This window comes from Methylobacterium sp. Leaf399 (genome assembly GCF_001424525.1).
Classification (GTDB): domain Bacteria; phylum Pseudomonadota; class Alphaproteobacteria; order Rhizobiales; family Beijerinckiaceae; genus Methylobacterium.
The window spans coordinates 146,870-165,061 of sequence record NZ_LMQK01000032.1; the positions used below are offsets into that span (position 1 = coordinate 146,870).

General features: G+C 71.5%; 18 protein-coding genes. 11 read left to right on the forward strand and 7 right to left on the reverse strand.

Annotation, left to right across the window (positions count from 1 at the left end):
- The first annotated feature begins 208 nt into the window (after positions 1-208).
- Positions 209-550: an Hpt domain-containing protein gene (locus ASG40_RS17005; protein WP_055888382.1), complete on the forward strand. Its 342-nt coding sequence runs from the start codon at positions 209-211 to the stop codon at positions 548-550.
- A 179-nt stretch (positions 551-729) separates the two neighbouring features.
- On the forward strand, positions 730-1,050 hold the full coding sequence (locus ASG40_RS17010) for a 2Fe-2S iron-sulfur cluster-binding protein (protein ID WP_055888384.1): 321 nt from the start codon (positions 730-732) through the stop codon (positions 1,048-1,050).
- On the opposite strand, the gene ASG40_RS17015 is transcribed toward ASG40_RS17010, so the two are convergent.
- Both ASG40_RS17015 and ASG40_RS17020 read right to left on the reverse strand, forming a co-directional pair.
- The gene (locus ASG40_RS17015) at positions 1,019-1,477 is read right to left on the reverse strand and encodes a bleomycin resistance protein (RefSeq protein ID WP_443136630.1); all 459 of its coding nucleotides are present in this window, start codon (positions 1,475-1,477) and stop codon (positions 1,019-1,021) included. The genes ASG40_RS17010 and ASG40_RS17015 overlap by 32 nt on opposite strands.
- 11 nt (positions 1,478-1,488) lie before the next feature.
- Positions 1,489-2,664: a vWA domain-containing protein gene (locus tag ASG40_RS17020; RefSeq protein ID WP_055888388.1), complete on the reverse strand. Its 1,176-nt coding sequence runs from the start codon at positions 2,662-2,664 to the stop codon at positions 1,489-1,491.
- Between the two features lie 326 nt (positions 2,665-2,990).
- Between ASG40_RS17020 and ASG40_RS17025 the strand changes: the two genes are divergently transcribed.
- The gene (locus ASG40_RS17025; protein ID WP_055888390.1) at positions 2,991-3,455 is read left to right on the forward strand and encodes a hypothetical protein; all 465 of its coding nucleotides are present in this window, start codon (positions 2,991-2,993) and stop codon (positions 3,453-3,455) included.
- Positions 3,456-3,501: 46 nt separating this feature from the next.
- Here ASG40_RS17025 and ASG40_RS17030 read toward each other — a convergent pair whose 3' ends face one another.
- The gene (locus ASG40_RS17030) at positions 3,502-5,322 is read right to left on the reverse strand and encodes a cation:proton antiporter domain-containing protein (protein WP_055888392.1); all 1,821 of its coding nucleotides are present in this window, start codon (positions 5,320-5,322) and stop codon (positions 3,502-3,504) included.
- A 276-nt stretch (positions 5,323-5,598) separates the two neighbouring features.
- On the opposite strand from ASG40_RS17030, the gene ASG40_RS17035 reads away from it, so the two are divergent.
- The 6 genes from ASG40_RS17035 to bchO all read left to right on the forward strand — a co-directional run bounded on the left by ASG40_RS17035 (position 5,599) and on the right by bchO (position 13,252).
- Positions 5,599-6,825 (forward strand): hypothetical protein, encoded by a 1,227-nt coding sequence (locus ASG40_RS17035; protein WP_055888394.1) that lies wholly within the window; start codon positions 5,599-5,601, stop codon positions 6,823-6,825.
- The gene (locus ASG40_RS17040; RefSeq protein WP_055888396.1) at positions 6,822-7,472 is read left to right on the forward strand and encodes a hypothetical protein; all 651 of its coding nucleotides are present in this window, start codon (positions 6,822-6,824) and stop codon (positions 7,470-7,472) included. Before ASG40_RS17035 ends, ASG40_RS17040 begins: the two co-directional genes overlap by 4 nt.
- A gap of 508 nt (positions 7,473-7,980) precedes the next feature.
- Positions 7,981-9,198, forward strand: coding sequence for a 5-aminolevulinate synthase (gene hemA / locus ASG40_RS17045; protein ID WP_055888398.1), 1,218 nt, complete (start codon positions 7,981-7,983; stop codon positions 9,196-9,198).
- A gap of 321 nt (positions 9,199-9,519) precedes the next feature.
- A complete protein-coding gene (bchI, locus tag ASG40_RS22280) occupies positions 9,520-10,536 on the forward strand; it encodes a magnesium chelatase ATPase subunit I (RefSeq protein ID WP_244480649.1) in 1,017 nt (338 codons plus the stop codon).
- 5 nt (positions 10,537-10,541) lie between these two features.
- Positions 10,542-12,341, forward strand: coding sequence for a magnesium chelatase subunit D (locus tag ASG40_RS17055; protein WP_443136631.1), 1,800 nt, complete (start codon positions 10,542-10,544; stop codon positions 12,339-12,341).
- Positions 12,338-13,252: an alpha/beta fold hydrolase BchO gene (gene bchO, locus ASG40_RS17060; protein WP_055888402.1), complete on the forward strand. Its 915-nt coding sequence runs from the start codon at positions 12,338-12,340 to the stop codon at positions 13,250-13,252. The genes ASG40_RS17055 and bchO overlap by 4 nt, the downstream gene beginning before the upstream one ends.
- Positions 13,253-13,308: 56 nt before the next feature.
- Here the strand turns inward: bchO and ASG40_RS17065 are convergent, their stop codons facing one another.
- The 3 genes from ASG40_RS17065 to folE are packed head-to-tail and all read right to left on the reverse strand — an operon-like array spanning position 13,309 to position 15,573.
- Positions 13,309-14,322, reverse strand: a complete 1,014-nt coding sequence (locus ASG40_RS17065) for a patatin-like phospholipase family protein (protein WP_055888538.1) — start codon at positions 14,320-14,322, stop codon at positions 13,309-13,311.
- A gap of 11 nt (positions 14,323-14,333) precedes the next feature.
- Positions 14,334-14,756: a phosphoribosyl-AMP cyclohydrolase gene (gene hisI, locus ASG40_RS17070; protein ID WP_055888404.1), complete on the reverse strand. Its 423-nt coding sequence runs from the start codon at positions 14,754-14,756 to the stop codon at positions 14,334-14,336.
- A 19-nt stretch (positions 14,757-14,775) separates the two neighbouring features.
- Positions 14,776-15,573 carry a GTP cyclohydrolase I FolE gene (gene folE / locus ASG40_RS17075; RefSeq protein ID WP_055888406.1) on the reverse strand — a complete coding sequence of 266 codons (798 nt, stop codon included), beginning with the start codon at positions 15,571-15,573 and terminating at the stop codon, positions 14,776-14,778.
- Positions 15,574-15,821: 248 nt separating this feature from the next.
- On the opposite strand from folE, the gene ASG40_RS17080 reads away from it, so the two are divergent.
- On the forward strand, positions 15,822-16,268 hold the full coding sequence (locus ASG40_RS17080; protein WP_055888408.1) for an iron-sulfur cluster assembly scaffold protein: 447 nt from the start codon (positions 15,822-15,824) through the stop codon (positions 16,266-16,268).
- 66 nt (positions 16,269-16,334) lie between these two features.
- Entirely contained in the window at positions 16,335-16,661 is a 327-nt protein-coding gene (gene yidD, locus ASG40_RS17085) for a membrane protein insertion efficiency factor YidD (protein WP_055888410.1), read from the forward strand.
- A gap of 85 nt (positions 16,662-16,746) precedes the next feature.
- On the opposite strand, the gene ASG40_RS17090 is transcribed toward yidD, so the two are convergent.
- Positions 16,747-18,096, reverse strand: coding sequence for a 2-hydroxycarboxylate transporter family protein (locus ASG40_RS17090; RefSeq protein ID WP_055888411.1), 1,350 nt, complete (start codon positions 18,094-18,096; stop codon positions 16,747-16,749).
- Positions 18,097-18,192 lie beyond the last annotated feature (96 nt).

The window sequence follows — 18,192 nt, forward strand, 5'->3', positions numbered from 1 at the left end:
GAAGTTTAGACTTCGCCGCCGGGCCGGGATACCCGAGCCGGGCGAACCACCCGAAAAACCTTAACGGAATGGTTACCAAACGAAAGCCCGAACTCCGGCAGCGGGCTATCCGCATGATGCCTCAATGCTTAAGCGCCTGCGAACCGCCGCCGCATGGCCTGTGGACAGCCGCCCCCGGTTCGCCCGCGCAGGCCCAGGATCGCCCCACGTGTCGTCTCCCGCCCTGATCGACCGCGCCCATCTCGACGCCCAGACCTTCGGCGATGCCGACCTGGCGCGGGAGGTGCTGGCGCTGTTCGCGCATCAATGCGCCGTGCTCCTGCCCCGCATTCGCGAGGACGGGCCGGCGTCGGCGCCGCGGGCCGACCTGGTCCATACCCTGCGCGGCTCGGCCCTGGGGGTCGGGGCCGCCGCGCTGGCCGCGCTCTGCGCCGAGGTGGAGGCGGGCCTGCGCGCCGGGGACCCCGCACCTCCCGGCCTTGCGGATGTCGCGAGGGTCGTCGCCGACACGCTGGCGGCCATCGACCGCCTCGGGCCCGGCGCCGGCTGACCCGTGCGGCAAAAGCGGGCGCCGGCGCATTCCGGCGGAACCGCCCTGGCGCTCTCGCGTCGGCGCAGGGAATAATGGCCGGACCCGCCGCGACGCTTGCTTTCAGGGGCCCGCCCCTTCAAGGCAGGCGCGCGCCACAAGACCGGCCACACATGCGGTGGACGAACCCGGAGCCAGCGATGCCCAAGATCACCTACGTCGACCATGCCGGCACGGCCAGGACAGTGGAGGCGGAGGTCGGTTCGACCGTGATGGAGGCGGCGATCCGCAACAACGTCCCGGGGATCGACGCGGAATGCGGCGGCGCCTGCGCCTGCGCCACCTGCCACGTCTACGTCGGCGCCGACTGGGCCGCCGTCGTCGGGCCGGCCGAGCCGATGGAGCAGGACATGCTCGATTTCGCCTCCGACGTGCGCTCGACCTCGCGCCTCTCCTGTCAGATCCGCGTCAAGCCCGACCTCGACGGGCTCACCGTGACGACGCCGGCTCGCCAGGGGTGATGGTCTGCGCGAAGCGGAGCAGGTAGCCGTCCGGGTCCTGCACTAGGAATTGCCGGAGGGTGACCTCGCCCGAGCCGACTCTGTACCGGGCCTCGTGAGGGGCACGGAACAACGGCCAGCACAGGGTATCCAGACGTGTCAGGAGCGGCGCGATTGCCGCGACTGTAACCTGCAGGTTGATGCCGCGGCCGAGCGGCGGCTCGAGCGCGGCGGTGCCCCAGTTACCGTTGGCGCGACAGAGCATGACCTGTGCGCCCTCGCGTTCGAGGAAGGCGAAGCCGTCTTCCGGCCGGGCATAGGCGACCCGGAAACCGAGACCGTCGCACCAGAAGGCGAGACTTCCGGCGAGGTCGCGAACATCGAGCTCGGGAACGAGGGTCGACATGCCTTCGGGCAGAAGCAACCGCACCGGATCGGCCGAGTCCACGGGTGGGCCGGTCACCGCATCAAAACCCTGGTGGCGCCCTCGATCCCTTCAGGGGTGAGGGGGAACATCCGGTCGTCGACGAGCCGCCGGACCATGGCGGTGGACTGGGTGTAGGCCCAGTGCTCGGGCGGCGTCGGGTTGAGCCAGGCGGCCTTCGGGAAGTGGTCGAGGAGCCGCTGCAGCCAGACCTGGCCCGCCTCTTCGTTCCAGTGCTCCACCGAGCCGCCCGGCATCGCGATCTCGTAGGGGCTCATGGCAGCGTCGCCGACGAAGACGAGGCGGTAGTCGGACGGATAGGTGCGGACGAGGTCGAGGACAAGCATGCCCTCGTCGTGGCGGCGGCGGTTGTTGGTCCAGACCCGCTCGTAGGGGCAATTGTGGAAATAGAAGTGCTGGAGGTGCTTGAACTCGGCCCGCGCCGCCGAGAACAGTTCCTCGGCCAGTTCCACGTGCCGGTCCATCGAACCGCCGACGTCGAGGAACAGCAGCACCTTCACGCCGTTGCGGCGCTCGGGCCGCAGTTTCAGGTCGAGGTAGCCCTTGGCGGCGCTCGCCCGGATGGTGCCGTCGAGGTCGAGTTCCTCCGCCGCTCCGGTGCGGGCGAAGCTCCGTAGGCGGCGCAACGCCACGCGCAGGTTGCGGGTGCCGAGTTCGACGCCGTCGTCGAGGTCCTTGAAGTCGCGCCGGTCCCACACCTTCACCGCCCGGAAATGGCGGTTGCCGTCCTGGCCGATCCGGACGCCCTCCGGATTGTAGCCGTAGGCGCCGAAGGGCGAGGTGCCGCCGGTGCCGATCCACTTCGAACCGCCCTGGTGACGTTCCTTCTGCTCGGCGAGGCGTTCTTTCAGCGTCTCGAACAGCTTGTCCCAGCCGAGCGCCTTGAGCTGCGCCTTCTCCTCGTCGGTCATGTAGCGTTCGGTGAGCTTGCGCAGCCATTCCTCGGGGATGGCGGACGCCTCCACCGCCGCGTCGAGGGACTGGACGCCCTTGAAGACGGTACCGAAGACCCGGTCGAACCGGTCGAGATGACGCTCGTCCTTCACGAGGGCGGTGCGGGCCAGGAGATAGAACGTCTCGACGCTGCGGTCGGCGAGATTGCGGTCGAGGGCGCCCAGAAGCGTCAGGTACTCGCGCAGGGTGACGGGCACCCGGGCGGCGCGCAGGGCTGTGAAGAACGGCAGCAGCATCGCCCGACAACGCGGCAAGGCGGGCGCCGCGTCAAGCCGGCACGGAACGGCGCCGCGGCGAGCCCCTCGGCACCCCGGCCCATGCCGGTCGTCGGCCGGGATTCCGAAGCTGAATAAGCAATTTATCGGCGTTCACGCGGGCTCGATGGGCAGGACGGTGTTGCGATGCCCGGCACGAAGCTGGGTATAACCCGGGAAACCTGTTGATATCCCGCGCCGTAGCGTTCTCCCCCCCTCCATCTGCGTCACGAGAATCGAACAGCTCGTCTGCACAGTCTCGTGCAAGTCAGGGCCGTGCTCGTACGGTCCTGGATAAGGGTGACGCCATGTCGGTCGTCTTGCGATCTTTGAGCGACTTCAAGCGGTTTCTTGGCAAACCGGGCGCCACGATTCAGATCGTGAAGAACACGTTCGTCGAGCGCCAGCCGCAGGCGTTCCAGGACGCCTATCGCGCCAAGGGCATGTACGACCCGCGCACCATCCAGGCGCTGGCCAAGAACGCCGCCGTCTTCGCGATCAAGGGCCATCCGACGATGATCTGGCTCTACTGGGACAAGGGCACCCGCAAGTGGCGCTACTCCGGCGACACGGTCACCGTGCCCCTCGATACCGCGCTCGGCCCCCCCGACGAGATCGTCTACCGCTGCAGCTTCGCCACCGGCAGCGAACCGCGCGCGCGCGTCGGCGTCCGTCGCGGACCGAGGTCGGTGAAGGAGCGCGCCGAGGCGGCGCCGGTGCCGAAGCCCGGCGCGCCCACGTCGCCGAACCTGGGCCAGGGACGCCTGTTCTGATCGCAGCGTCGCCGGACCGGACCCTCGCCGCTCTCTGTCCGGCCCGTCACGGCGCCTCGGCGACCGGGGCCTCCTCGGGCGGCGTTCCCTTTCCGACGGTGCGGCGGGCGCGAAAGGCGGGGCGCACCTCGGTCTCCTTGCGCTTGAGCATGGCGCGGTACTCGTCGCGGCGCTCGTGGATCGAGGCGATCACGAGGCCCATCGGCACGCCGACATCCACGAGCACCGCCTCGGAGAGCTGGAGCGAGGCCTCGATGGTCTCGGGCACGGCGTCGTCGACCCCGAGTTCGTAGAGGGCGGCGGCATGGCGGGCGTCGCGCGCCCGCGCCACGATGGTGATGTCGCGCCGCTCGGCCCGGGCGGCCTCCACCACCGCCTCCACCGCCTGCGGGTTGTCGAGGGTGACGACCAGCGCCCGCGCCGAGGCGATGTCGCAGCGGCGCAGCAGCTCGGGATTGGCGGAATCGCCGAAGTAGACCGGGTTGCCCAGGCGCCGCTGTTCCGAGACCCGAGCGGCGTCGGCGTCGAGGGCGAGGTACGGGATCTTGTGGCGGGCCAGCATCTCGCCGACGAGGCGGCCGACCCGGCCGTAGCCGGCGATGATCACCCGGTTCTGCAGCTTGGCCGGCAGCGGTTCGGCCCGGGCCCGGCCAAGGCGGGCCGACGACAGCCGCCGCCCGAGCCGGCGCGCCACCACCGCGAGGCCGGGGATCGCGATCATCGTCACGGTGGTGACGATCAGCGCCGCCTGGCCGACCGGCTCGGGCACCAGGCCGCCGGCGATGGCGCCGCCGATCAGCACGAAGGCGAATTCGCCGCCCGGGCCGAGCAGAAGCGCCGCCTCCAGCGCCACCGCCCGCGTCACCCGGAAGAACGGCGCCGCCGCCACGATCACCGCCGCCTTGATCGCCAGGAGGCACAGGGCCAGCCCGATGATCGTCTTGGGCGCCGACACCAGCAGGGCGGGGTCGAGCCCCATGCCCACCGAGACGAAGAATACCCCGAGGAGGAGCCCCTTGAACGGGTCGATCGTCGCCTCGATCGCCCGGCGGTACTCGGTCTCGGCGAGCAGCAGCCCGGCGATGAAGGCGCCCAGCGTCATCGACAGGCCGCTCGCCGCCGCCGTGAGCGCGGTGGCGACGATGACCAGCAGGCAGGCCGCCATGAACAGTTCCGGCGAGCGCGTGCGCGCCACGAGCTGGAACAGCGGACGCAGGGCGAGGCGGCCGGCCACGACGATGACGAGGAGGGCGATCGCGGCCTGGCCCAGGGCGATGGCCAGGGCCGAGCCGACGTTGCCGCCCTCCTTCATGCCCAGCACCGCCACCGCGAACAGCATCGGCGCCACCGCGAGGTCCTGGAACAGCAGCACGGCGAAGCTGGCGCGGCCGGCCGGCGTGTTGAGGCGCTTCTGTTCGGCGAGAACCGGCAGCACCACCGCGGTGGAGGACAGGGCCAGGGCCAGGCCGACGATGAGGGCGGCGCCGAAGGGCACCTCGACCGCGCGCAGGCAGGCAGCGATCACCAGCGACGAGGCGATGACCTGCACCGAGCCGAGCCCGAACACCAGGCGGCGCAGGGTGCGCAGGCGCTCCCAGGACAGCTCCACCCCGATCATGAACATCAGGAAGATGACGCCGAACTCGGCCAGATGCGCGATCTGGTCCCGGTTGCCGATGGTGACGTAGCCGATCCAGGGCAGGCCGTCGGCCAGCCGCCCGAGGCCGAACGGCCCCAGCAGCGCCCCCGCCCCGATGAAACCGAGGACCGGGCTGATGCGCAGCCGGTGGAACAGGGGCACCACCACGCCGGCGGTGACGAGGAAGATGATGGCTTCCTTGTAGGAGCCGGCGTGGACGTCGGTCATCGCAGTCCGGCTCCGTTCTCGGCCGCCGCGAGCGTGGCGTCCTCGGGCCGCGAGCGGCCGGAGCGATGCCGGCCACGGCCGCGCCGCCCGAGCGCGGCTTTGCGCGAGGCGGATGCGGGACGCAAGCCTTCCGCGACGGCGATCCCGGCCCGTCGGGAACCACAGGCCGACGATTAGACCGCGGGCTGGCCCAAAAACGGCACAATAGCCGCATAACGCGGCTGCTTAACCGGATGTTAAACCCGCCTCCGTCGCGTATCGAAACCAGAGTGCCCCATGCCGAGAACCCCCCCGAGCAGGGACGTCCAGCGCGAGCGCCGTGCCTGGATCCGCGAGACGGACCAGTGGCGGCACGAGCGCCACGTGGAGAAGGGCTACCGCATCAAGTGGGGCTACGTCGGCATCGCCTACCTCGTGGAGGCGATGGTGATCGGGGCGTCCCTGTGGGGCGCCTGGCTGTTCGCGGGCTACTACAGCGACGGTGATCCGCGCGCCTTCTACTTCATGCTGCTGGCGCCGCTGGTCTATGCGGCGGTGGAGCTGTGCCGCGTGCCGCTGGGCATCCTGGCGCGCACGCAGCGCTCGTTCGTCGTGCGGGTGCTGGCCATCATCGGCATCGTCTTCGCGGCGGGCGTGACGACGAAGTCGGTGTCCCAGCTCGGCGAGATGATGTTCCACCCCCGCCTCATGGATGCGGCCAAGGCCAAGACCGCCCTCAAGGACGCCCAGGCCGACCGCAGCACCATCGACGGCCGCATCGGCGCCGCCGACGCCCGGGTGGCGCAATACACCACCGAGCTCGACCAGATCGAGAAGCGGGCCACCGAGAACGCCACCCAGCTCGCCGGCCTTCCCGCCCAGCGGTGCGAGCGGATCTCCGGCACCAACAGCCGCGGCCAGCGCTACTCCAACCTGAAGTGCGTCACCGATCCGCGCACCGCCACGCTGAACGCCAGCGTCGCCAAGGCCGGCGCCGACCGCGGCCTCGTCGTGAAATCCCTCGAGGACGCCCGCAAGGCGCGGGCCGAGCTCGACCGGGGTGCGGCCGACCGCAAGGTGGCGGACGCCGAGCAGGCCTATCGCAACGCGGTCAACCGCTCGCAGCTGCACTCCTTCACCGCCATGGTCTACGGCGTCGACCCCATCGACGTCACCGACGCGCAGGTCCACGCCTTCCTGCGCATCTTCGTGTTCGTGCCTGCGCTCTGCGCCGCCTTCGCCTCGACGATCCTCGCCCTGTGCTCGGTCTCGGTGCGCAAGACCTTCATGGACGAGGACGACCTCGGTGCCACCGTCGACCCGGCGGCCACGCCCTACATGCTCGATTCGATCACCGACGCGATCCGCGAAGAGATGGGGCTGCAGCAGCCAAAGCCCGCGGCGGCCCGTGATGCCGCCGCCGCCCGCGAGGCGGCGGCCGGCGGCGCGGTGATCCCGATCGACCGCAGGCCGGCGGCGAGCGCGCCGACGGCGGTCCCGGCCAGCGCGGGAGCGGGCGCATGAGCCTGCACGCGCAAGGGACGCCCGAGAACGTCGTCCTCGCCCAGAGCGTCAACGGCCGCCTCAGGGCGGAGGCGCGGATGACCGCCGCGCGCGCCTTCCTGTTCCGCTCCCTCGGTGCGGGCGCCTTCTGCCTGCTGGCGGGGGCGGGCCTGGGCGCCAGCTTCTACGGCTACGCCACGATGAACCAGTTCGATTCGGCCGCCGAGAAGATCGCCGCCGCCATGCAGACGGCGCTTTCCGACGTCACCATCAAGACCAAGGGCGAGGTCACGCTCACCGACAACACCCTGAAGCTCGAGGGCGGGCTCCCCAGGGCCGCCGCGACCCCGACGCCGACCAAGGCGCAGCTCGGCGCCGACGCCGCCCCGGCCTCGAAGGCCACGGTGAACACCAGCTTCACGGTGTTCAAGCAGGTGCCCTACATGGACGGGCAGATCGTCACCGGCTGGAACTTCAAGGCCAACGAGGACGCGCCCTTCCAGCAGTACTGCTACTTCTCGCGCCGGACCAACGAGCAGAAGGGCCAGGTCGAGATCAAGATCGACCTCGCCATGGACGGCAAGACCCTGCCGCAGCCGGCCAAGTCCGACGTGAACCTCGGCATCCTCGCCTCCAACTGCGTCTGGCACGACGGCAAGGCGCTGTAGGGCTCGAGGGACGGCATCGTCGAGACGGCCCGATCCGTCGAAGCCGATTCGAATTGCGATCCGGTGCTGAGGTGACGCGGGGATCTCGACGGCTGCGGTCGCACCGCGCACCGAGGTCGCGACACACAAGCGAGACGGCGATCCCCACGGTCACGGCCACCCTCGGTCATCCCGGGGCGCCGCAGGCGAACACGGAACCCGGAGCCGCCGACAGCTCTTCGGTCGTCGGCGGCACTCATGGATTCCCGGTTGTGCTGCACAGCCCCGGGATGACGGGGAGGTGGGTATCGACCGCATCCGACGACCTGATCTTGCGTTCGGTGCCCACGGTGCGCAGGCGCGGCGTGACCCCGGCCATACCCCATCGTCCCCCCCTCCCACGAAGAGTCGGCGAGGGCCGAAAAAAAGTGCTGGCAAATTTCGTGTCTAGAATTATTGTCACTTCGAGTGTCAAGCTAGGTTGTCACGAGCCGCACAGAACGTCGGATGACAGGGAAAGGGGACGCCCATGGATTACGAGGCATTCTTCGGTGACGCATTGGCCGGTCTCCATCACGAGGGCCGCTACCGAGTCTTCACCGATCTCGAACGCCACAACGGCCGTTTCCCCCATGCCACCCACCACACGCCCGGCGGCCAGCGCCCGGTGACGGTGTGGTGCTCGAACGACTACCTCGGCATGGGCCAGAACCCGATCGTGCTCGACGCCATGCACGACGCCCTCGACCGCTGCGGCGCGGGTGCTGGCGGCACCCGCAACATCTCGGGCACCAACCACTACCACGTGCTCCTGGAGCAGGAACTGGCCGACCTCCACCAGAAGGAATCGGCCCTCCTCTTCACCTCCGGCTACGTCTCGAACTGGGCGGCGCTGGGCACGCTCGCCGGCAAGCTGCCGGGCTGCGTCGTGCTCTCCGACGAGGGCAACCACGCCTCCATGATCGAGGGCATCAAGGCGAGCCGCGCCGAGCGCCACATTTTCCGCCACAACGATCCCGAAGACCTCGACCGCAAGCTGCGGCTGATCGATCCCTCGCGCCCCAAGCTCGTGGCCTTCGAGTCGGTCTATTCCATGGACGGCGACATCGCCCCCATCGCCGAGATCTGCGACGTGGCGGAAGCCCACGGCGCGCTCACCTACCTCGACGAGGTCCATGCGGTCGGACTCTACGGGAATCGCGGCGGCGGCATCTCCGAGCGCGAGGGCCTGGCCCACCGCCTCGACGTCATCGAGGGCACGCTGGGCAAGGCCTTCGCGGTGCACGGCGGCTACATCACCGGTTCCGAGAAACTGTGCGACTTCGTGCGCAGCTTCGCCTCGGGCTTCATCTTCACCACCTCGCTGCCGCCGGCCGTCGCGGCGGGTGCGGCTGCCAGCATCCGGCACCTCAAGGGCAGCAACGTCGAGCGCATCCGGCATCAGGAGCGGGTCGCACAGGTCCGCGCCCGCCTCGACGCGGCCGACATCCCCTACCTCCCCAACGACAGCCACATCGTGCCGGTGATGGTCGGCGATCCCGTCCTGTGCAAGGCGATCTCGGACACGCTGCTCGACGAGTTCGGCATCTACGTGCAGCCGATCAACTACCCCACCGTGCCGCGCGGCACCGAGCGCCTGCGGATCACGCCCTCGCCGCTGCATTCGGACGCCGACATCGACCACCTCGTCGGCGCGCTCACCTCGATCTGGGGCCGCATGGGCGTGGAGCGGGCGGCGGCGGAGTGAGACGCTCGCCGCGGCGGCACGTCGGGGAATTCGGCGCCACCGACTGAACGATCGCGGGATCCGCTTTCGTGTTCCCTCGCCGTCAGGGGAGGGAACCGCGCCGTCCGGGACCGGTCGGGTGCGCCATCGGCGGCCTGTGTGCATCCGCTCGCCTGCGCGCGTTTGGGCGCTTGCGGAGCATGGGGGAGTGAGGGCACCCTCCCGCGAGAGGAGCCACCCTCATCCGACCCGCTCCGCGGGCCACCTTCCCCAGCCGCGGGGAAGGGGAGTTCGCGCTTCGTGCGATTCCCTGTACCGACCATGACGAAAGCGTGCCCCCGCGTGACCACCTTTCCCTTCTCCGCCATCGTCGCCCAGGACGAGATGAAGCGGGCGCTGCTGATCGCCGCCGTGGACCCCTCCGTCGGCGGCGTCCTCGTGTTCGGGGACCGTGGCACCGGCAAGTCCACGGCGATCCGGGGGCTGGCCGCGCTGCTGCCGAAGATGAGGGCGGTGGTCGGTTGCCCCTACGGCTGCGATCCCGCCCAGAGCCCCGACCCATGCCCGCATTGCGCCGCGCGCCAGGGCGAGCGCCGGTCCCACCTCGTGCCGGTGCCGGTGGTGGACCTGCCGCTGGGCGCCACCGAGGACCGGGTGGTCGGCGCCCTCGATCTCGAACGCGCGCTGGCGCACGGCGAGAAGGCGTTCGAGCCGGGGCTGCTGGCGCGGGCCAACCGCGGCTTCCTCTACATCGACGAGGTCAACCTCCTCGACGACCACCTCGTCGACCTCCTCCTCGACGTCGCCGCCTCCGGCATCAACACCGTCGAGCGCGAGGGCCTGAGCGTGCGCCACCCGGCGCGGTTCGTGCTGGTGGGGAGCGGCAACCCGGAGGAGGGGGAACTGCGGCCCCAGCTCCTCGACCGGTTCGGCCTCGCCGTCGAGGTCACCACCCCCACCGACCTGCCCACCCGCATCGACGTGGTGCGCCGCCGCGACGCCTTCGAGCGCGATCCGGCCGGGTTCTGCGCGGCCTACGAGGCCGCCGACCGCGCCATCCAGGCCGACCTCACCGCCGCCCGCGCGCGCCTGCCGAGTCTCGAGGTGCCCGATGCGACCCTGGAGGATGCCGCCCGGCTCTGCCTCGCGCTCGGCACCGACGGCCTGCGCGGCGAGCTCACCCTGATGCGCACGGCCCGGGCTTTGGCCGCTTTCGAGGGGGCCCGGACGGTGGACCGCGACCATCTCGTCCGCATCGCCCCGGCCGCCCTGCGCCACCGCCTACGCCGCAACCCGCTGGACGAATCCGGCTCGACCGCGCGCGTGGCGCGGGCGGTGGCCGAGGTCTTTCCGCTGTGAACACGGTGCCGGCGGACCCTCCCCCCTCTGCGGGGGAGGGCGGGTTCCATGCGGCGGCCCTGTGGCGCGACGCCATGCGCATCGCCCGTCTCGTGGCGAACGATCCCCACAGCTGCGGCGGCGTCCTGGTGCGCGCCGGCGCGGGACCGGTGCGCGACGCCTGGCTCGCCGCCCTCCACGCGGCCATGCCGAAGGCCGCGCCATGGCGAAAGATGCCGGGCGGCATCGCCGACGATCGCCTGATCGGCGGCCTCGACCTCGCCGCGACCCTGGCCGCCGGGCGGCCGGTGGCGCAACGGGGCCTGCTCGCGGACGCCGACGGCGGCATCGTCGTCGTGCCCATGGCCGAGCGCCTCAGCCCCGGCACGGCGGCGCGCCTGGCCGCCGCCCTCGACACCGGCCTCGTCCGGGTGGAGCGCGACGGGCTCGCCGAGAGCCGGCCGGCCCGGTTCGGACTGGTCCTCCTCGACGAGGGCATCGGCGAGGAGGAGCGGGCCTCCCCGGTGCTCGCCGAACGGCTCGCCTTCTGGATCGACCTCACCGATCTGTCGGTCAGGGACATCGAGGCTGACACGGATCAGCTCCCCCGTCCTCCGATGGGCGCGGCGGTGCTGGGGGAGGACGCAGTGACGGCCCTGTGCCAGGCGTCGGCCGCGCTCGGCGTCCTGTCCCTGCGCGGCCCGCTGCTGGCCGCCCGCGTCGCCCGGATCGCCGCCGGCCTCGATGGACGCTCCACCGTGGACGAGGCCGACACGATCGAAGCGGCGCGGCTGGTGCTCGGCCCGCGCGCGACCCGGCTGCCGCCCACGGCGCCGGAGGAGGCCGAAGAATCCGACGCCCAGGAACCCGACTCCCAGGAACCCGACGAGGAGGGCGGGGACGGCCCGCAGCAGGAGCCGCAGCCCGCGCCGGAGACCGACGCCGAGCGGACCGCGTCCGAGCTCGAGGACCGCGTGGTCGAAGCGGCGCGGGCCGCGATCCCCCCGGGCCTGCTGGCGCAGCTCGCGGAGGGCGGGCTCAGGCCCAAGGTGCCGCGGGCCGGCCGGATCGGCGCGGCGGCGGCCTCCTCCCGCAGCGGCCGCCCGGCCGGCAGCCGCCCCGGCGACGCGCGCAGCGGCCGCCTCGACCTCATCGAGACCCTGCGCGCGGCCGCCCCCTGGCAACGGATGCGCGGGCGCGAAGGGCGGCGCCTCGTGGTGCGCCCGCAGGACGTGCGCATCGCCCGCTTCAAGCAGCGCACCGAGACCACCACGATCTTCGCCGTGGACGCCTCCGGCTCGGCCGCCCTGGAGCGGCTGGCCGAGGCCAAGGGCGCCGTCGAGCTGCTCCTGGCCGAGGCCTACATCCGCCGCGACAAGGTCGCCCTGGTGGCGTTCCGCGGGCGCAGCGCCGAACTGGTGCTGCCGCCGACGCGCTCGCTGGTGCGGGCCAAGCGCGGGCTCTCGGCCCTGCCCGGCGGCGGCGGCACGCCGCTCGCCAGCGGCCTCGACATCGCCATGCAGGTGGCGCTAGGCGTGCGCCGCGGCGGGGGCACACCGGTGGTGGTCATCCTCACCGACGGGCGCGCCAACATCGACCGCGTCGGCGAGGCCGGCCGGGCGCAGGCCGGCGCCGACGCGCTGAAGGCCGCCGCGGCGCTGAGGGCCACCGGCATCCGCGCGATCTTCATCGATACCGCCCCGCGGCCCCAGGACGTGGCCCGGCGCCTGGCCGCGGCCATGGACGCCCGCTACCTCGCGCTGCCCTATGCCGACGCGAGCCAGGTGAGCGGCGCCGTCAAGGCGCTGTCGCAGGAGACGCGATGACGAGCCGCAGCGACCGTCCCCAGTGGGAGCGCGACGGGGGCGACTGGCCCAACCGCGCCGCGAGCCGCTTCGTCGAGGCCGCCGGCCTCGTGTGGCACATCCAGGAGATGGGCCGACCCGACGCGCCGGCCCTGCTCCTCGTCCACGGCACCGGCGCGGCCACCCATTCCTGGCGCGCGCTGGCGCCCCTCCTGGCCGCCGACTTCCGGGTGCTCGCCCTCGACCTGCCGGGCCACGGATTCACCGACCCGCTGCCGCCGGGCCGGCTGTCCCTGCCCGGCATGTCAGCGGCGCTCGCCGGGCTCCTGCGCCACCTCGATGTCGCGCCCCGGATCGCGGTGGGGCATTCGGCCGGCGCCGCGATCCTGGCGCGGATGAGCCTCGAGGGCGGCGCCAGTCCGGACCTCCTCGTCGCCCTCAACGGTGCGCTGATGCCCTTTCCCGGCCTCGCCTCGGTGCTGTTCCCGAGTCTCGCCAAGGTGCTGTTCCTCAATCCCGTCACCCCAAAAATCTTCGCCTGGAGCGCCGACACCGCGGCGGTGGAGCGCCTGATGCGCGGCACCGGCTCGAAGCTCGACGCCCACGGCCTCGCCCTCTACCGCCGCCTGCTGCGCTTTCCCGGCCATGTCGCCGGGGCGCTCGGGATGATGGCGAACTGGGATCTGGCCGCCCTCGACCGCGACCTGCCGCGCCTTGCCGTCCCGACCCTGCTGGTGGTGGGCGGCGACGACAGGGCGGTCTCGCCCGAGACCGCTTTTACCGTGCAGCGGCGCATCCCCGGCGCCAGGGTCGAACTCCTGCGCAACCTCGGCCACCTCGCCCACGAGGAGGCGCCGGAGACCGTGGCGGCGGTCATCCTGCGGGCGGCCCGGGAGACGGCGCAAGTGGCGGGATCGATCGGCGTGGGCTGAGCGAGGCCCATCTCCACATCACGACGCGATCGACGGAAAGGGGACGAGATCGAGGATCACACCCGCGACGCCGCGCAGACCATCATCGCGCGGATCTGGGGGAGGGCGGCCCTGGCCGCCTCGCGGCCGAGGGCGATGGCCTCCTCGGCCCGATGGAACTCGAACAGCCCCATCCCGCCGATGCGCGGCTGGACCGCGATGTCGGGCGGGTCGCTGGCCAGGCGCGCCCGCGAGATGCGGTCCTGGGTGATGTTGAAGGCGTCGAGCATGACCCGGGCCATGCCCGGGGCGCCGGGCTCCCGGGCCGGGCGTCGGCGCCGGCCGGCGATGCGGCGGCCCGCCCCGCGCATTCCGCGCAGGATCGCCCAGCCGCGATGGAGGGCGACGGTATCGCCGGCCTCGGACACGAGCGTCGCGGGCGGATCGACGGCGACGGGCTCGGGGCAGGCCTCGCCGTTGAGGTTCACGCAGATGACGAGATCGGCCCCCAGCGCGCGGGCGACCGTCACCGGCACCGGATTCACCAGGGTGCCGTCCATGAGGAGGCGCGCCTCGAGGCGCACGGGCGGAAAGATGCCGGGCAGGGCGTAGGAGGCGCGCATCGCCTCCACCAGGGACCCGCGCCTTAGCCAGACCTCCTCGCCGCTACCGAGTTCGGTGGCGACGCTGGCGAAGCGAACCGGCAGCTGCTCGATGCGGCGCTCGCCGAGATCGCGCTGGAGCCGCCGTCTCAGGCGGTCCCCGGCGATCAGCCCGGAGCCGAAGCGCACGTCGATGAGCCCCATCACGCCGCGCCGCGTCAGCGACAGGGCGAAATCCTTCAGGACGGGGAGCTTGCCGGCGGCGTAGCACCCGCCCACCACCGCACCGATGGAGCAGCCGGCCACGACCTCCGGGTGGATGCCGGCCTCCTCCAGCGCCTCGATCACGCCGATGTGCGACCAGCCCCTGGCCGAGCCGCCGCCGAGCGCGAGCCCGATCCGGGGCCCGCGCGGCGCCCGCTCCGCCACCGGCTCGACGGCACCGTCCGGAAAACGGTCGCGGCCCCGGGCGAACGCGCTCTGGGACACGCCATCCCAGCTCACCGCGCGGTCTCGAGGCTCGCGAGCCCGGTCCTGGGATCGACCGAAACCGTTCGGTAGAAGCAGTCGCGCCGCCCGGTGTGGCAGCAACCGCCGTCGCCCCCGACATTGACCGTGATCAGGAGGGTGTCCTGGTCGCAATCGACCCGCATCGACACCACCGTCTGGACCTGGCCGCTGGTGGCGCCCTTGTGCCAGAGTTCGCCGCGCGAGCGCGACCAGTACCAGGCCTGCCCGGTCTTCAGGGTGAGGGCGAGGGACTCGGCGTTCATATGCGCCATCATCAGCACGCGGCCGTCGCCGGCATCCACGGCGATGCAGGCGATCAGGCCCTGCGCGTCGAAGCGCGGCGTGAAGGCCGCGCCTTCCTCGATCTCGGTGCGCGAACCGGGGGCGGAAAAGCCGCTGTCGGACACGGTCATCGCTTCGGCCGGTGCCGCCTCAGGACTTGTTGCGCACGAGGGTCAGGAAGCGGACCTGCTCGTTGGCATCGCCCTTGAACAGGCCGCGGAACTGGGTGGTGATGGTGGAGACGCCCGCCTTCTGGACGCCACGCATGGCCATGCACAGGTGCTCGGCCTCCACCATGATGGCGATGCCGCGGGGCTTGAGGATGCTCTCGATCACGTCGGCGATCTGGGCGGTCATGGTCTCCTGCGTCTGCAGGCGCTTGGCGAAGGTGTCGACGACGCGGGCGAGCTTGGAGAGGCCGACCACGCCCTTGCTCGGGTAGTAGGCGACGTGGGCCAGCCCCATGAACGGCACCATGTGGTGCTCGCAATGGGAGTAGAACGGGATGTCGCGCACGAGCACGATGTCGGAATAGCCCTCGACCTCCTCGAACACCCGCTCGAGCAGCACTTCCGCGTCCTGGCGGTAACCGGAGAAGATCTGCTCGTAGGCCTTCGCCACGCGCGCCGGCGTGTCGAGCAGGCCCTCGCGGGTCGGGTCGTCGCCGGCCCAGCGCAACAGCACCCGCACCGCCGCCTCGGCCTCCTCGCGGCTCGGCCGGACCATGGCGATCTCGGGGGGGACGCGCTCGGCCGAAGCCGGCAGCGGGGCCACCTCGACGGGGGCGGGCGCGTTGTCGTTGCGCCGGTCGTGGCCGTTGGTGGCGGGAGCGGGGGCGCCCTGCGTCTCGCTCAGGCGATACGAGAGAGACTTGAGCGCGGCATCCATGGCATCTCCCGCCCGCGCGATGCGGGACGTCATCGGTGTGGCGTCGGGCTTTGCGTACATCGGCGGGTCATCTCGGTCGAACCATCCCGACCGGTCTCGCGGTCGGCCGACGCCCGAACGGTGCGGTGGTTCATGGCGTTGAGCGCGACACTGGATCGGCGAACCGCATCCTCGCGAAACGGCACGCCCTCGACTATATCGTCGTTCTCAGCGGATCGCGCAATGCGGTCGGTGCAGATACGGCCTCGTCCGGCACCGGGCCGGCACGACGACGGGGCGCTCCGCCGCCAGGACACGGGTTCGAGGCCATGCTCGACGACATCTACAACCGCCGCATCCTCGAACTCGCCGCCGACATTCCCCGGCTCGGGCGGCTCGATGCGCCCGACGCCAGCGCCACCGCCCATTCGAAGCTGTGCGGCTCGACGGTGACCGTCGACCTCGCCGTCGATGCCGACGGCGTCGTCACCGATTTCGCCCACGACGTGAAGGCCTGCGCGCTGGGCCAGGCCTCGGCCTCGATCATGGCCCGCCACGTGGTCGGCGAACGGGCCGAGGCCCTGCGCGAGGTCCGCACCGCCATGCGGCGGATGCTCAAGGAGAACGGCCCGCCGCCCGAGGGCGCCTGGGCGGATCTGGCCGTCCTCGAGCCGGTGCGCGACTTCAAGGCCCGCCACGCCTCGACGTTGCTGACCTTCGACGCCGTGGTCGATGCGCTCGACCGGGTGGAGGCCCGTCGCCAAGCCGCCGAATAGAGCACGATGCGGAATGAAGGGGAATCCGGTTTTCCGATATCGTCGCACCACGCCAAGGAGATAGCGATGCGCCGCGCCGCGCATTGGGCGATCCGGGGCTACCAGCTCACCCTGTCGAGCCTCGTCGGCCGCCAGTGCCGCCATTGGCCGACGTGCTCCACCTACACCGACGAAGCGATCCAGCGACACGGGCTCTGGGCCGGCGGCTGGATCGGGTTTTCACGGATCTGCCGGTGCGGGCCGTTCGGGACGCACGGCATCGACCTCGTGCCGGAGACCCTGCCGGGCCGTGCCGCATGGTACCGGCCGTGGGCCTATGGCCGCTGGCGCGGGGTGCTGGCGCCGCCTCCATTGACCGGAGACGTGGTGGCGAAGGACGGCGACGGCCGTTAGCGTGCTTGTCCTCTACGGCGAAGTACAGTCGGATGGTTCACTTCGCTGATCTGACGAGCAATACCGTCCTGCCCGTCACAAACCCTCACCCCCCGAATGCCCGCAACGCCACCAGCGCCCCGGTCACCGTGAGCGCGCCCCCGATCCGCGTGGCGATCTGGGCGAAGGGCATCAGCGCCATGCGGTCGGCGGCGGTGAGGATGGCGACGTCGCCGGTGCCGCCCTGGCCGCTGTGGCAGGCGTTCACGATCGCCGCCTCGATGGGATACATCCCGAGGCGACGCCCCACGAAGAAGCCCGTCGCCATCAGCGTCGCCACGGTGGCGACGATGGTGACCACGTTGGGGAGGGTGAAGGCGGCGGTGAGCTTGTCCCAGGGCGTCATCGAGACGCCGATGGCGAAGAGCAGCGGATAGGTCATCCCGGTCTGGACGAACTTGTAGACGACGAAGCCGCCCGCCTGGAGGCGCGGCGAGACCGCGCTCGTCAGCTTGGCGACCACGGCCAGGAACAGCATCGCCACCGGCGCCGGCAGGCCGGTGAGGTGGTGGGCCATCACGCCCAAGAGATAGAGCGTGATCGCCGTGAGCCCGGCGGCCGCGATGGTGGCCACGTCGGGTGGCGCGGCCTCTGCCGTCGCCACCGGCGCCGCTGCCTCGTGGTCGGGCTGCAGGCGGCCCTCGCCGGTGAGGTGCGGGTAGCGCTTGCCGACCGCGTTGAGGGTGCCCGAGAGGACGATGGCGGTGAGGCTCGCCAGTATCACCGGCGGCAGCACCTGGGCGAAGACGTCGCCCTGGGGCAGGCCGAGGATGGCCGCATAGCCGATCGAGAGCGGGATCGCGCCCTCGCCGACTCCTCCGGCCATGATTGGCACGACGAGGTAGAAGAAGGTGTGGTGCGCGCCCAGCCCGAAAAGGGTGCCGACGGCGGTGCCCACGAGGGCCGCCGCGACGGAGCCCGCCGCCAGCGGCGCGAAGATCTTGAGGAAGCCCTTGATCAGCACCTCGCGGTCCATCCCGAGGATGCTGCCGACGATGATCGCGGCGATGTAGAGATAGAGAAAGTTCGTGAACCTGGTGAAGTCGATGACCGCCTTTTCGATCTGCGGCGGGATCAGGCGGTAGTAGACCAGCGCCGAGGGTATGAAGGTGGCGAAGATCGCCCCGGCCCCGATGCGGTTGAAGGCCGGCAGGCGCTTGCCGATATCGGCGCAGGTGAAGCCGCCGAGCACCAGAACGGCGATCATGGTGGGCGCATCGGGCCTGATCTCGCCCTCGCGCGTCAGGATCGCGAGCACCACCACCAGGATCGCATAGACCGGCAGCGGCACGATGCCGATCCTGGCGTCGACGAGGCGCCACCACGTGTGCGGCCAGGTCCGATGCAGCGGCGCAGCGGCGGGGGAGGCCGGCACGGCTGGATCCTCGCTCGGCATCGTGGCTCCTCCCGGCCGCCGGGGGGCTCTCCTCGACAGCCCCGGTATCGCGGGGCACGAAGCGGGCGGCGGGCCGGGCTTGTCAACCCAGGGATG

Excerpts from the sequence above, each read along its gene's own strand:
- yidD (WP_055888410.1), top strand. The coding sequence starts at position 16,335 with ATGCGCCGCGCCGCGCATTGGGCGATCCGGGGCTACCAGCTCACCCTG.
- ASG40_RS17010 (WP_055888384.1), top strand. The coding sequence starts at position 730 with ATGCCCAAGATCACCTACGTCGACCATGCCGGCACGGCCAGGACAGTG.
- ASG40_RS17080 (WP_055888408.1), top strand. The coding sequence starts at position 15,822 with ATGCTCGACGACATCTACAACCGCCGCATCCTCGAACTCGCCGCCGAC.
- ASG40_RS17035 (WP_055888394.1), top strand. The coding sequence starts at position 5,599 with ATGCCGAGAACCCCCCCGAGCAGGGACGTCCAGCGCGAGCGCCGTGCC.
- ASG40_RS17025 (WP_055888390.1), top strand. The coding sequence starts at position 2,991 with ATGTCGGTCGTCTTGCGATCTTTGAGCGACTTCAAGCGGTTTCTTGGC.
- folE (WP_055888406.1), bottom strand. The coding sequence starts at position 15,573 with ATGTACGCAAAGCCCGACGCCACACCGATGACGTCCCGCATCGCGCGG.
- bchO (WP_055888402.1), top strand. The coding sequence starts at position 12,338 with ATGACGAGCCGCAGCGACCGTCCCCAGTGGGAGCGCGACGGGGGCGAC.
- ASG40_RS17020 (WP_055888388.1), bottom strand. The coding sequence starts at position 2,664 with ATGCTGCTGCCGTTCTTCACAGCCCTGCGCGCCGCCCGGGTGCCCGTC.
- ASG40_RS17030 (WP_055888392.1), bottom strand. The coding sequence starts at position 5,322 with ATGACCGACGTCCACGCCGGCTCCTACAAGGAAGCCATCATCTTCCTC.
- hemA (WP_055888398.1), top strand. The coding sequence starts at position 7,981 with ATGGATTACGAGGCATTCTTCGGTGACGCATTGGCCGGTCTCCATCAC.
- ASG40_RS17090 (WP_055888411.1), bottom strand. The coding sequence starts at position 18,096 with ATGCCGAGCGAGGATCCAGCCGTGCCGGCCTCCCCCGCCGCTGCGCCG.
- ASG40_RS17040 (WP_055888396.1), top strand. The coding sequence starts at position 6,822 with ATGAGCCTGCACGCGCAAGGGACGCCCGAGAACGTCGTCCTCGCCCAG.
- hisI (WP_055888404.1), bottom strand. The coding sequence starts at position 14,756 with ATGACCGTGTCCGACAGCGGCTTTTCCGCCCCCGGTTCGCGCACCGAG.